16 protein-coding genes and 2 pseudogenes are annotated in these 12,841 nt (G+C 65.2%); 14 read left to right on the top strand and 4 right to left on the bottom strand.

Annotated features, from left to right (window positions below; all coding sequences use genetic code 11):
- From NDI65_RS16445 to NDI65_RS16405, 9 genes and pseudogenes are all read left to right on the top strand, one after another.
- A pseudogene (locus NDI65_RS16445) lies at positions 1-95 on the top strand (IS5/IS1182 family transposase); the annotation flags it as partial.
- Positions 96-233: 138 nt separating this feature from the next.
- Positions 234-1,052: a hypothetical protein gene (locus NDI65_RS16440; protein WP_310893848.1), complete on the top strand. Its 819-nt coding sequence runs from the start codon at positions 234-236 to the stop codon at positions 1,050-1,052.
- A gap of 576 nt (positions 1,053-1,628) precedes the next feature.
- Positions 1,629-1,871, top strand: a pseudogene (locus NDI65_RS16435) (L-lactate permease); the annotation flags it as partial.
- A gap of 69 nt (positions 1,872-1,940) precedes the next feature.
- Positions 1,941-2,486 carry a hypoxanthine/guanine phosphoribosyltransferase gene (gene hpt / locus NDI65_RS16430; RefSeq protein ID WP_042662288.1) on the top strand — a complete coding sequence of 182 codons (546 nt, stop codon included), beginning with the start codon at positions 1,941-1,943 and terminating at the stop codon, positions 2,484-2,486.
- A gap of 145 nt (positions 2,487-2,631) precedes the next feature.
- A complete protein-coding gene (locus NDI65_RS16425; protein WP_310893847.1) occupies positions 2,632-4,002 on the top strand; it encodes a nucleobase:cation symporter-2 family protein in 1,371 nt (456 codons plus the stop codon).
- 128 nt (positions 4,003-4,130) lie between these two features.
- Complete coding sequence (locus NDI65_RS16420) at positions 4,131-4,949, top strand: hypothetical protein (protein ID WP_089781846.1); 819 nt, start codon at positions 4,131-4,133, stop codon at positions 4,947-4,949.
- Positions 4,950-5,040: 91 nt separating this feature from the next.
- The gene (locus NDI65_RS16415; RefSeq protein WP_089781848.1) at positions 5,041-5,883 is read left to right on the top strand and encodes an ion transporter; all 843 of its coding nucleotides are present in this window, start codon (positions 5,041-5,043) and stop codon (positions 5,881-5,883) included.
- Positions 5,884-6,065: 182 nt separating this feature from the next.
- Entirely contained in the window at positions 6,066-6,287 is a 222-nt protein-coding gene (locus NDI65_RS16410; protein WP_089781850.1) for a hypothetical protein, read from the top strand.
- A 91-nt stretch (positions 6,288-6,378) separates the two neighbouring features.
- A complete protein-coding gene (locus NDI65_RS16405; RefSeq protein ID WP_042662292.1) occupies positions 6,379-7,098 on the top strand; it encodes a fumarylacetoacetate hydrolase family protein in 720 nt (239 codons plus the stop codon).
- A gap of 63 nt (positions 7,099-7,161) precedes the next feature.
- Here NDI65_RS16405 and NDI65_RS16400 read toward each other — a convergent pair whose 3' ends face one another.
- On the bottom strand, positions 7,162-7,380 hold the full coding sequence (locus NDI65_RS16400) for a hypothetical protein (protein ID WP_042662293.1): 219 nt from the start codon (positions 7,378-7,380) through the stop codon (positions 7,162-7,164).
- Between the two features lie 138 nt (positions 7,381-7,518).
- Between NDI65_RS16400 and NDI65_RS16395 the strand changes: the two genes are divergently transcribed.
- The gene (locus NDI65_RS16395; RefSeq protein ID WP_004975572.1) at positions 7,519-8,127 is read left to right on the top strand and encodes a translation initiation factor IF-2 subunit beta; all 609 of its coding nucleotides are present in this window, start codon (positions 7,519-7,521) and stop codon (positions 8,125-8,127) included.
- A gap of 126 nt (positions 8,128-8,253) precedes the next feature.
- Here the strand turns inward: NDI65_RS16395 and NDI65_RS16390 are convergent, their stop codons facing one another.
- On the bottom strand, positions 8,254-8,481 hold the full coding sequence (locus tag NDI65_RS16390) for a hypothetical protein (RefSeq protein ID WP_089781852.1): 228 nt from the start codon (positions 8,479-8,481) through the stop codon (positions 8,254-8,256).
- Between the two features lie 149 nt (positions 8,482-8,630).
- On the opposite strand from NDI65_RS16390, the gene NDI65_RS16385 reads away from it, so the two are divergent.
- The gene (locus tag NDI65_RS16385; protein WP_089781854.1) at positions 8,631-9,242 is read left to right on the top strand and encodes a class I SAM-dependent methyltransferase; all 612 of its coding nucleotides are present in this window, start codon (positions 8,631-8,633) and stop codon (positions 9,240-9,242) included.
- Positions 9,243-9,319: 77 nt separating this feature from the next.
- Here NDI65_RS16385 and NDI65_RS16380 read toward each other — a convergent pair whose 3' ends face one another.
- Positions 9,320-10,339 (bottom strand): NAD-dependent epimerase/dehydratase family protein, encoded by a 1,020-nt coding sequence (locus tag NDI65_RS16380; RefSeq protein WP_089781856.1) that lies wholly within the window; start codon positions 10,337-10,339, stop codon positions 9,320-9,322.
- A gap of 83 nt (positions 10,340-10,422) precedes the next feature.
- On the opposite strand from NDI65_RS16380, the gene NDI65_RS16375 reads away from it, so the two are divergent.
- Entirely contained in the window at positions 10,423-11,226 is an 804-nt protein-coding gene (locus NDI65_RS16375) for a DUF4332 domain-containing protein (RefSeq protein ID WP_089781857.1), read from the top strand.
- 147 nt (positions 11,227-11,373) lie between these two features.
- On the top strand, positions 11,374-11,802 hold the full coding sequence (locus tag NDI65_RS16370; protein ID WP_089781860.1) for a universal stress protein: 429 nt from the start codon (positions 11,374-11,376) through the stop codon (positions 11,800-11,802).
- Between the two features lie 46 nt (positions 11,803-11,848).
- Here the strand turns inward: NDI65_RS16370 and NDI65_RS16365 are convergent, their stop codons facing one another.
- Positions 11,849-12,127 (bottom strand): hypothetical protein, encoded by a 279-nt coding sequence (locus NDI65_RS16365; protein ID WP_089781862.1) that lies wholly within the window; start codon positions 12,125-12,127, stop codon positions 11,849-11,851.
- 247 nt (positions 12,128-12,374) lie between these two features.
- On the opposite strand from NDI65_RS16365, the gene NDI65_RS16360 reads away from it, so the two are divergent.
- Positions 12,375-12,812 carry a hypothetical protein gene (locus NDI65_RS16360; RefSeq protein WP_089781864.1) on the top strand — a complete coding sequence of 146 codons (438 nt, stop codon included), beginning with the start codon at positions 12,375-12,377 and terminating at the stop codon, positions 12,810-12,812.
- Positions 12,813-12,841: the final 29 nt, after the last annotated feature.

Raw genomic sequence — 12,841 nt, 5'->3', positions numbered from 1 at the left:
CAGCCGTGCGTGCGCGAAGCTGGCACCTGGAGCTCCGTGAAATGGTGCTCAAATGCACCGTCTACAATCTTCGCCGGAGCGTGAGATATCCATGAAATCAAGCGCCGTATACCGATCCTACAGAGCACAAATATCCAAATGCTAGTGGCCGTAGAGACGGAGGCTCGTTCCAGTTAGAGGAATTCCAAGAAGCAACAACTCTGGGCGAGGCCCTTGACTGGGCACATCCTTACTTGTTCAACTGGCAGATAATTAGAACTGATAAAGGACCTGTATCTACTGAAGATGCACTTTACGCTCCTGCCCTAGAAAGAGCAATAGAGGAAAATACTAACCAAGGCCTTGAAGTCCATGCGTGGGACGTTGAAACTTTAGGTCACGGTACAGGCCTCATCTACGGTAAAAACGCTGACGGCTCAGAAGAACTCAGATTGATGGAAACAGTGGCAACTCCAGTCACTGCCACCGCAGATGATAATCAACTTCACCCTCTCATAGAGAACTCTGGATACTTAGATCCAGGAAACGATGGATTCGAAGAGTACTGGCACCCACTAAGATTCGGCTGGGAAAAAGACGAAGACACATCTTCATGGGGATTCGAGCAGAAAAAGAGGAGTGCAGTAAGCGCATTCGGAGGAATGTCTAACTCACTCCACAAAGAAAACAATCCCGTACCAGGAGCTTCTGATACAGTTGCTCCGACAACCGAATATGTCGTTGACTTCACAGAAAAACTTAGAAATTTCAACCAGAACGACATGAAATTCGAGACTCTATACAACCAGTCGAAAGTATTAGAAAAGATGGTCATGGATGAAGATACCAACCACATCATCTATGGAGACACTGAGAACCCACAGTACGCAGTTGTAGAAGATGACTCTCTAATTGAAGACGTATGGGAAGACAGAAGCGGAGAGTACGACGACTTTAATCAGTTCCTCCGAGATAATCCAGAGTACAGCATGAGCATGGACGATGTCGACACATCACTGGAAGGAGAAGAAGAAATGGACGACTTCGGCCAGCAAGTACTGGCCGGCATATGAAAATTCTCGACCACACCCAATCTCACCTACCTCCTCTTCGTATTTGATCCCCTCGTAGTGGTCTCCATACACAATGGAAGACGCACAAGGCCGCGTCAACGACATAAGACAAATACTCGAAAACGCAGGCCTCGAAACCGAAGAAGGCCACATCGGCTAAACTATTCTACCGATTTCTAGAGCCATAAGCCCCGTTCATCCAGTCAATAGCCTTCCTAGGTTCTTTCCCCCGCTTAAATTCGGTCGGTGTCGGCACATACATACGAAGGCAATCATCCTCCTCAGTAGAGTATCTTACATCCCATTCTGTTGAATCCCTGTAGTAGCAAGCTCCAATCCAGCCAAAACCATCCCGAACGTCTGCCTCAACGATGAATGCACCTTTCTCAGGTAGAATCACCTGCGAGCAACGAGTCAGATACTCCCGGTAAACGACAAAATCGCCCTTCTCGATATCCAGACGTAATCACGAACACCGGTATTGCCGATGCCATCCAAACCAGTAGATGGTCAGTTCAGTATGAGTCGGCCGTGAGTCGTGAGTGCCGAGGCCACTCTCTCACTCGAACTCCATAGTACAACGCGACCGCGGACGTCGGTATCTCCCGCGCGCTCGTCGTCGCTATTCAGAACGTCGGCGGCGGCGTCGGGAACATGGTTTCGGTGCTCAATATCGCCGCCATCTCCGGCGTCATCGGCATCGCGGGCCGCGAGGGCGACATCCTCCGGAAGGTGGTCGTCCCGACGGTCGTCTTCGCGCTGTTCGCCGGTGTCGTCGGGTCGCTTCTGGTCTACGTCGTCGCCCCCGGCGTGTTCTGAGCGCCCGCCGGGCGACGCCGGTTCTCGGGAGAGCGAACCACTTTTGGGTCGATTCGTGAAACGGACCCCATGCAGCGACTCGAAGAGTCCCTACACGAAGCGCCCATCATCGACAAAGACGGCTACTCCTATCTCGTTCACCCCGTCAGCAACGGCGTGCCGATGCTCGACCCGCAACTCCTGCGCGAGGTCGTCGTCGGCATCACCCGCGCCGCCGACCTCGACGTGGACAAAATCGTCGCGCCCGAGGCGATGGGCATCCACATCGCCACCGCGCTGTCGCTCCAGACGGACGTGCCCCTCGTCGTCATCCGCAAGCGCGAGTACGGCCTCGACGGCGAGGTCGCGCTCCACCAGACGACCGGCTACTCCGAGTCGGAGATGTTCATCAACGACATCGAAGACGGCGACCGCGTGCTCGTCGTCGACGACCTGCTTTCGACCGGCGGGACGCTCGCGGCCATCTGCGGCGCGCTCGACGACATCGGCGCGGAGGTCTCCGACATCGTCGTCGCCATCCGGAAGGTCGGCGAGACGGCGCTGGACGACACCGACTACGAGGCGACGAGCCTCGTGGACATCAGCGTCGACGAGGACGGCGTCGAGATTCACTGAGCGGAACGTCGCTGACCGGCGCGACCGCGATTCGGGTCGTCGCGACGAATATACACGTAAATGCATATCTCGACGCATCGAGTGACGTGAAATACGCTCGAACGCGAAACTATTATTGAACGGGGGTCGCTCGTGGCGAGTACAGATGTCAGACGAGAGCGGCGAACTCGGCCTCGAATACGAAATCGACGACCGGCCGCCGTTGCTGGAGTCGATTCTCCTCGGGATACAGCACGTCTCGGTGATGATCGTCCCGGCGACCGCCGTGGCGTTCATCGTCGCGGGCGCGGTCGGCCTCGGCGTCGCCGACACGGCCTACGTCGTCCAGATGGTGCTCCTGTTTTCGGGGCTCGCGACGGTGGTTCAGGCGTACGCCGTCGGACCGGTCGGCTCGCGGCTCCCCATCGTGATGGGGACGAGTTTCACCTTCGTCGGCGCGGCGACGACCATCGGCGTCGATTACGGCCTGAGCGCGGTGTTCGGCGCGATTCTCGTCACCGGCTTCGTCGTCGAGGGGCTCATCGGCTGGCAGTTCGACCGCATCAAACCCTTCTTCCCGCCGTTGGTGACGGGCCTCGTCGTCGTCATCATCGGCCTCTACCTCGTCCCGGTCGGCATGGACTACGCCGCCGGCGGGGCCGGTGCCGCCGACTACGGCGCGGCATACAACATCGGTCTCGCGGCGCTCGTCCTCTGCGTCGCCGTCGCGCTCAACCTCTTTACCGACGGCATCACCCGACTCCTGAGCACGCTCGTCGGCATCGCCGTCGGCTACGTCGTGGCGTGGGTGCTCGGCGTGGTGGACTTCACGCCCGTCGCCGAGGCGGCGTGGTTCGCGATTCCCCGCCCCGGCGCGTTCGGCGTCACGTTCGAACCCGTCCCCATCGTCACCTTCGCGTTCCTGTTTCTCGTCTCCGCGATGGAGACCGTCGGCGACATGTCCGGCATCACCGCCGCCGAGGGGCGCAACCCGACCGACGAGGAGTTCCGCGGCGGCCTCTTTACCGACGGCTTCATGAGTTCTATCGCGTCGGTGTTCGGCGCGTTCCCGGTCACGTCGTTCTCGCAGAACGTCGGCATCGTCAACTTCACCGGCGTGATGAGCCGGTACGTCGTCGGCATCGCGGGCGTCGTCCTCGCCGTCCTCGGTCTCAGCCCGAAGGTCGGCGCGGCCGTCGCGACCATCCCGAGCGCCGTCTTCGGCGGCGCGGTCCTGCTCATGGCCGGCATGGTCGCCGCCAGCGGCGTCCGCCTCGTCTTCCTCCACACGAACCTCGACCGCCGGAACATGGTCGTCGTCGCCGCCTCGCTCGGGCTCGGTCTGGGCGTCGCCACGCGCCCCGACGCGCTTTCGGGGCTCCCGCAGGCCGCCGCGACGTTCTTCGGCCAGCCGGTCATCGTGACCGCGCTGACGGCGCTCGTGCTCAACACGCTCGCGCCGGGCGACCAGAGCCCGCTTTTCGACGCGGCCGACGAGTCGGTCGCCGCGGACGGCCGCGCGTCAACCGACGACTGATACACATCGAACAGATGATAACTGATTACGGTTTCAATGGACGTGTTATAGTTCGTGTCTCGTGACTGTCGGGAAACCGTCCGGATTACCGACGAGTTCATTTCTGTTCGCTGCCTTACCAGTGTACGATGAGCGAGCAGCAGCGGGTCACGTTCAACGGGGATACGCGGGTGCTGTACCGGCAGGCGGTTCGAACGCCCCTGCCGGACGAGGACGCCGAGCGACTGTTCTACGAGAACATGATGAACATCGCGGACGCCCAAGAGCGGAAGGCGGACATGCTCGCCGACCCCGACGTCCCCCTGCTCGAAGCCTACGAGACGCAACTCGAAGGCATCGCCAAGAGCTACAAGCGGCGCTGTCGCCACATCGCCGGCGACGACTTCGAGGAGATTGCGATGGCGTACAACCGCGGGGAGCGCGACGACCGTATCGGCGCGCTCACGGCCTACTACTTCGAGGGGCTCTGGCGGATGCAGCAGCGAATCACCGTCACCGACATGCTGTTTTTCCCCATCATCCTGCGGTACCCCGACTGCTTCACCGTCAACATCCGCTTCGCCAGCGGCTACACGACCACGGAGTCCGTCCTCTACGAGTCGCCGGAACACTCCACCGAGGAACTCGACGACGAGTACGCCGAGCGCTACTACAACGAGAGCCTCTACTCGCAGAAGGAGGCCGCCGAGTACATCAGAGACACCGCGGAGATAATCCGCGAGGAGTTCCCCAGCCCCGACGAGTCGACGTTCGAAGAGCGGCAGTACGGCGGCATCACCTCCGCCGGCGGCCGGAAGGGACCGGTGTTCTCGTCGATGCTCAAGCGGGTCGAACCCGACCCGAACCGGTTTTCGGAGCCGGTCGGCGAACCGACGCTCGTCGAGGAGGGCGAGGAGGCGCGGCGGACCGAGCGGGAGCTACTCCCCGAGGGCGCAATCGTCCTCTGAGACGGCCGCCGCCGATTCGCCGCCGACTCGTCTCCGTCAGGCCATCGACCCACAGACGACCGTATAAGTATCTCACCGCCGAAGGCGGGGTATGGACGGTCACGCGCGGAGGTCGCGCCGCGAGACGCCGCGGGACGTGGTCAGGTTCTACCTCCTCGACCACCGGACCCCGGTCGGCAAGGCGATCGACATCGCGCTCCTCGCGCTCAACCTGCTTTTCGTCGGGCTGTTCGTCGCCGAGACCTACCCGCTTTCGGCGGCGGTCCAGTCGGCGCTCTGGTCCGTCGAGGCCGCCGTCTCCGTCGTGTTCCTCGCGGAGTATCTCCTCCGCCTCTACGGCGCGCGAGACCGGACCGCCGAACTGTTCAACGTCTACTCGTTCGTCGACCTCCTTGCGATTCTGCCGACGCTGGCGGTGCTCGTGCTCCCCGTCTCGTCGGTCGCCGCCAACATCGGCTTCCTGCGGGCGATTCGCGTGGTTCGCGTCCTCCGGTTCTACCGCTTCACGCGCGACGAGGAGTTCTTCTTCGGTACCGTCTCGGTCGGGACGCTCCGCGTCATGAAACTGCTGTTGACGGTGCTGACCATCTTCTTCGTCGCCGCGGGGATGTTCTACTCGTTCGAACACCGGGTGAACCCCGCCGTCGGGACGTTCGGCGATGCGTTCTACTTCGTCGTCGTCGCGCTCTCGACGGTCGGCTTCGGCGACATCGTCCCGGTGACGGAGGCGGGGCGGTGGGTCACGGTCGCCGCCATCCTCGCGGGCGTCATCCTCATCCCGTGGCAGGCGAGCAAAATCGTCAAGGAGTGGGGCCACCGCGACAAGGTCAACGTCACCTGCCAGAACTGCGGGCTGGCCTACCACGACGCCGACGCCTCGCACTGCAAGTCCTGCGGCCACGTCATCTATCAGGAGTACGACTCGCGGGAGTGAACGCGCGTCCGCGGACGCGGTCGAACGGTTCGCGGGCGTGAGAACGCGCCCGCTGTTCGAACATGAATATTTATTATAGATTGGCCTGTACTGCCGGGTACAACAATGTCGGTCGTACGCGTACTTCGATAACTCTTCTCGCCGCCGCACAGCCGTCCGACCGACCCGAACCATCCAAAATCGTGAGCACAAACGCCACCCCGACCTACGAGCCGACCCTGCGAACAGCCCGTGAACAGTCCGCCGAAAGCGAGACAACTACCCCCGACCGCGCCGACTCCACGTCGGGCGTCGCCCGGTGTCAGCGCCAGTTCGAATCGGCGCGGACCGAGCGCATCCACAACCTCGTCGACCGCGAGAACCGGTCGATGCCCCGGATGAACCGGGAGTCGGCGTCCGACTGAGTCGCGTCGGCGGCCCGCACGTGTTCGCACTCTCCGCGTTCGCTTGCGGAGACACGTCGCTTGAAGTGAGTGGCCGCCGCAGGGGCGAGTAATGCGATTGGCACGGATTCGAACCGACGACGGAGTGGTGTCGGGCCGGTACGACGACGGCGTCGTGACGGCCGACGGCGAGGAGTACGAAGTCGGCGTCGACGCCGAGTTGCTCGCGCCCTGCGAGCCGACCGCGCTCTACTGCGTGGGCCGGAACTACGCGGCGACGGTCGACCAGATGGACTACGACATCCCCGACCAGCCCGATTGGTTCATCAAGCCGCCGGTGTCGGTGCTCGACCCCGGCGCGGACGTCGAGTACCCCGACTGGACCGACGAGCTAACCTACGCCGGCGAACTCGCGGCCGTCATCGACCGCGAGTGTTCGGACGTGGCCGAGGCCGACGTGTCGGACGTGGTCCGCGGCTACACGATTCTCAACGACCTCGACGCGCTCGACCAGCCCGGCCGAACGGCTCGAAAAGCGTTCGACGGCTCCGGACCGCTCGGTCCGTGGATAGAGACAGACGTGGAGCCGTCGAACGTCGACATGACGACCCACGTCGGCGGCGAACTCCGGCAGGAAGCCAACACCGAGCGGATGCTCTTTTCGCCCGCCGAAGTGGTCTCGTTCCTCTCGGAGCGCTACACCTTCCAGCCGGGCGACGTGATTTCGTTCGGCAGTCCCGCGAACCCCGGACTGGTCGAACCCGGCGACGACGTGGAAATCTGGTACGAGGGCGTCGGCACGCTCACGAACCGCGTCGTCGACGGCGAGTAAGAAGGCGCGAGAACAAGGCGACGAGAGGTGGGCGGACGGCCGACGGTCGTCGGCTCGTCCGACTCAGTTCAGCGCGTCGACCTCGTCCGCGAGGTCGGTCGGCTCGTCCACGGGGCCGTTGACGAACAGGCCGTGCGCCATCACAACCGCGGCGAGGGCGCTGAAGGCGACGAGCGTCGTCTGCGGCTCCATCGGGGTGACCCGGCCGACGACGACGCCGGCGACGAGGCTCCCGAGGATGCCGAGAAGTACGAGATCGTAGTACTGCCACGTGTAGCCCATGACGAGTCGTTAGAGCGCCAGCGCCGAAGGCGTGGCGCTCGGTTCCGTCGTCGGGGATGATGAAACGAAGTCGTCGCGCCGGTGCCGCGGCAAAGACGGTCACGGAACGGCTATACGTCGCCAGACACTCGAACCCCTATGGAGTATCAGACTGCGCTCGACCGAGCGCTCAACGTCCTACCGGAACGAAACGTCGAACAGGAACGCCTCAAAGTCCCGGACCCGTCCGGCGAGACCGACGGCGCGTTCACCCGTCTCACCAACCTCGGGGAAATCGCGGACGCGCTCTCGCGGACGCCCGCGCACCTCCACAGCGCCATCCAGCGCACGCTCGGGACGAGCGGCCAGCTGGAGGGCGACCGCGCCCGCTACAGCGGGTCGTTCTCCATCAACGACTTCGAGGAGGCCATCGACGGCTACGTCGAGGAGTACGTCATCTGCTCGGAGTGCGGCCTGCCGGACACCCGCCTCGTCACCGAGGACGGCGTCGACATGCTTCGCTGTGAGGCCTGTGGTGCCTTCCGGCCGGTCCAGAAGCGCTCCAGCGTGAGCAACAAGCGCCAGCGCGAGGCCGTTGAAGAGGGCCGCACCTACGAGGTCGAAATCACCGGGACCGGCCGCAAGGGCGACGGCGTCGCCCAGCGCGGGAAGTACACCATCTTCGTGCCCGGCGCGCAGGAGGGACAGACCGTCCGCGTCTACATCAAGAACACGAGCGGGTCGCTCGCGTTCGCGCGACTCGCCTGAATCGGTCCCACGGCGGAACACGAGTCGCTCGGCGACCGAATTCCGCGCACAGTCTCATATTCTCTCGCCGCGGTCGCTTCTTTCGCGGGCCGGGTCACCGGCGACGATGACGCCCGCGAGACGCAGTTACTCGTCTTCGTCTTCGCCTTCGCCGTCACCGCCGCACCGACCGCGGAGGCCGACGAGCGCGACCAACAGGAGCGTCGCTCCCTCGACGCGGGCCGCGGTCGTCACCCACGGCTTCGCCGTCATCTCGCCGCCGTCCTCGTAGGCGAGGCGCGTCATCGCGGCGACCAGTTTGTCCGGAAAGAGCAGTTCCACGAGGCCGAACGCCGCTAACAGGGCTCGGAGCATGTTCGAATATCGGGGCGGAATCGGTGAAAAACCGCCGTCCGTTCTCACACCGCGGGAGCGACCGTTGTTCGCGGGGCGTCACGGTCACCGCGGCCGTCGCGGCCGACCGAGCCACAAGTCGTATCAGGCCGCCTCAAATCGGTTACGTCATGCGATTCGAGGAGCTACAGCGGCTGTACGACGGCGCGGATTACTATTGGGGGACAGAACCGAACGAGCTGGCGACCCGGACTGCGGACGCCGTCTCGCCGCAGACGCACCCCGAAGTCGTCGACCTCGGGGCGGGCGAGGGGCGCGACGCGGTCCGGTTCGCGGAGCGCGGCCACGACGTGACGGCGGTCGATATCTCGCCGAACGGTCTCGACAAGGCCGAACGACTCGCCGAAGAGCGGGGCGTCGAACTCGCGACCCGGCGCGCCGACGTGAACGACCTCGCGTTCGAGTCGCGCTGGGACGTGGTCTACTCCATCGGGACGCTCCAGTACGTCCGCCCGGAGAACCGCGACTCGCAGTTCCGGCGGTTCCGCGAGGCGACGCACCCCGGCGGCGTCCACGCGGTGTGGGCCTTCGTCGACCACCCGGAGGTCGCGCCGGCCCCCGATTGGGGTGAGAACGAACATCTCTACGACCCCGGCGAACTTGCTGGCTACTACGACGGTTGGGACGTCCGGCACAGCGACGAGTACGTGTTCGCGGACGACTCCGCGGGCGAACCGCACCGACACGCCTGCGAGGAGTTGATTCTGCAGAAACCGGAGTGATTTTTCCGCAGAAACCGGAGTGTGTCCGGAGGCCGACTGGTTTCGACTCGGCCGGTTCGTTCACCGCACGAGGGCGCTCACCCGCCCGACTCGAACCCCGCGACGAACGCGTCGGTCGCGTCCCGCCACGCCGCCGCGAGGTCGTCAGAGAGCGGGTCGGCGTCCCACGGCTCGACCGCGTCGTGAGCGTCGAGCCACGACACCACCCCGCTGACGCCTTCTTCGAACCCGACCGTGTAGCGGAACCCGAGGTCGGCCTTCGCCCGCCCGTTGTCGAAGACGGTGCTGTACCGGAAGTGGTCGCGGAGCATCCGCGTCCGGTCGGGCGCGACCGCGCGGAGCACCTCGGTCGGAACGTGAACGAGGTCGGGTTCGGGCGCGTCAAGCGCGGCGGCGACGCGCTCGTGGTACTGGTTCCACGTCATCGTCTCCTCGCTCGTGACGTTGTAGGCGCGGCCGCCGACGCCCGGGCGCTCGACCGCGCCGACGAACGCCCGCGCCACGTCGTCGCGGTGGCACGGTCCCCACAGCGAGGTCCCGTCGCCGTGGACGACGATGGGCTTCCCCTCGCGGATTCGGTCGATGTACGACGAGTCCGTGCCGAGCGTGTGGACGAGCGTCCCGCCCTCGCCGTAGGTGTTCCACGGGCGGAGGACGACCACCTCGAACTCGCCGGGGTCGTGCGCGTCGAAGAACGCGTCTTCGGCGGCGATTTTCCCGGCCGCGTAGTCGCTGACCGCCGGGTTTCGCGGGCTGGATTCGGTCACGGGGTTCTTCGGCGGGGGTCGGTGGTACACGTCGATGGTGCTGCAGAAGACGTAGCGGTCGACGACGGTCCGACAGATTTCGACCGCGTCGCGGGCGGTGTCGGCGTCGAAGCACGCCGTGTCGACGACGACCTCGGGGCTCGCGTCTCGAATCGCACCGCGGAGCACCGAGGGGTCGTCGCGGTCGCCGGCGACCCGCTCGACGTTTTCGGGAAGGTCGTCGTCGGTCTCGCCACGCTGGAGGCTGGTCACGTCGTGGCCGGCGGCGACGAGTCGCCGAACGATTCCCGTGCCGAGCAGTCCCGTGCCGCCGATGACGAACACGTCCATGCGTCGTGGGGCGCGCCGAACGGTGATAAACCCCGGACAGCGGAGCGACAACACTCATCTCGCCACAAATACAATAATTGATTATGAAAGTTTACCTCGCGGACGGGACGAGCTTCGAGTGCGGCGGCTACAAGGCGCTCGACTCCGGCGGTGTCGTCCTCACCGAAGACGAGAAGCGAAAACGCGTCGTCGGCTACGTGCCGGCGGACGCGCTGGTCTACGTCCTCCCCGACGACGTGGAACCGGGAGACTCGCTGGGCGAGGACAGCGACGGAGACGACGACGCGGGCGACGAAGCCGAAGTCGACGAACGAGAAGCCGAGGCCGGAGACGGAGAGGCGGCCGGCTCCGACAGCGACGAGTCCGCTCGGACCGCCGTCGAGGCCGGTATCGACTCGGAGGTCGCAGGCGTGACCGGGCCCGTCGACGGGGAGGCCGAACACACCCACACCGACCTCGTCGGGCGAATCGGCGCAGTCGAAAGCCGAGTGGACGGCCTCGACGGCCGGGTGGACGCGATGACAGAACGGCTCGCGGCGGTCGCCTCGGCGGGCGGCGGCGGTGCCGGGGAGACCGAAGCGGACCGCGACCCCGAGGACCCGCGGAACGTCCGCGGCATCGGCGAGGCGTACGCGACTCGACTCCGGGCGGCGGGCATCGACACCGTGTCGGCACTCCGCGAGGCGTCTGACGAGGAGCTCGCGGCGGCCGCGGGCGTGTCGGCGCGACGGGTCACCGACTGGAAGCGACGGGCCGACCGGTACGCGGAGCCCACGGCGTCGGAGGACGATGCCGAACCCGAGAGCGACGCGAGCACCGGACGCGACGCCGACGACGGTGACGCCAACACCGGTGAGGCGGCCGACGACGCGACCGACGGCGAGTGAGTCGCCCGTCGATTTTGTTGTGCGGATTGTCCCCCGAGAGTCTCGGTCGGCGTCTCACGCCCCGCGTAGCGTCTCACGTCCCGCGTAGTTCCCACCGTCCGGGAACCGGCGAAGAGAGTGATAGTTTCCCCGCCTAACTTCCGGTTGATGTACGACACAATCCTCGTGCCGATAGACGGGAGCGACTCGATGCAACCGGTCATCGAAGACGCCGCGGCGTTCGCGGCCGAACGCGACGCCGCCGTCTCCCTGCTCTACGTCGTCGACGAACGGGCCTTCCTGACGCTCGCCGACGAGCGCGTCGACGAGGTGTACGAGGAACTCAGATCGCAGGGCGAGGCGGCACTCGGTGAGGCCGCAGAGACGATGGCCGAGTACGGGGTCGACGCCGCCACCGAACTCCGCCGCGGCGACCCGGCCGAGGAGATTCTCGCCGTCGCCGAGGAGATAGACGCCGCGCTCATCTCGATGGGGACCCACGCCCGGTTCGAGGACAACATCCTCGGAAGCGTCTCGCGGTCGGTCGTCGTCCAGTCGAAGGTCCCCGTGCTCGCCACCCCTATCGAGCGCCGCTAGGTCGCCCGCGGTCGCCCGTGGTCGCCCGCCCGCCGTTGCGCCCGACTCAGAGTCGGAGGAGCAACAGGAGGACGCCGAAGAACGTCGAGGCGGCGCTGACGAGGAGCAGGCCCCCGCTGACGACGAGCGTGCCGCCGTCGAACGCCGGAGGCGTCCCGCCGCCGGCGATGTTCATCACCGATATGCCCGCCGAGAGGTCGGCGACGGGAGCGATGACGGCGACACAGAACGTCAGCAGGCCGGCGACGACGAACGCGTACGGCGTGAGCGAGGGACTCCGCCGGGTCCGGGTCGTATGACGGCCGACGGGGTAGCTGCGAGACATACACCACATACGCTGTCACCCTAGTTTGGTACGTGTCGGCTACTCGCACTAGACGACCGTTAGACGCGACCTACCATCCCGATACCGGCGTTCTCGGAGCGTCGCGCGCACCGCCGTTCGCCACCGTCAGTCGGGGTTTCCGGCGTAATTTGGGCCTAACTCCGGACGGATTCACGGTGGACTCGTGTTCGAGTTCGGAAAATCCTCTTTTAGCCGCTGAACGTCCGATAAGACGGAGGAACAGATTATGACAAGACTCACAACGCTCGGGGTTGCGCTCGTCGTCGCCTCGCTCGTCTTCGCGGGGACGGCCGCCGCCGCCGGCCTCGGGGTCCAGACGCATGCGTCGGACGCCGTCCAAGCGACCGACGGGACCGCCGTCAGAGCCGACGGCGGCTGGCACGGTCCCGCCGCCGGGACCGACGACGAAACCCGGTACGCGCCGGGCGACCGCCTGCAAGACCGCTACAACCTGACCGACGAACAGGCCGACGAGATTCGGACGCTCGTCGCCGACCTCCGCGCCGACGGCGCGACGACCGACGAGGTCCGGACCGCCGTCCACGAGACGCTCGCCGAGTTCGGCGTCGACACGTCGGCGCTCGCCTGTGACGGCGACGGCGACGGCGACGGTATCCAAGTCCGCGCGGGCGGTCGCGGCGGCTTCGGGCCGCGCGGTGACTGACGCCCGGGTTTCCCCCCGCTGACGACTCC

Source organism: Haloferax sp. S2CR25 (genome assembly GCF_031624535.1).
Lineage (GTDB): Archaea > Halobacteriota > Halobacteria > Halobacteriales > Haloferacaceae > Haloferax > Haloferax massiliensis.
The sequence above is the reverse complement of the archived record's forward strand: the minus strand, read 5'-3'. Positions and strand labels throughout refer to the sequence as shown.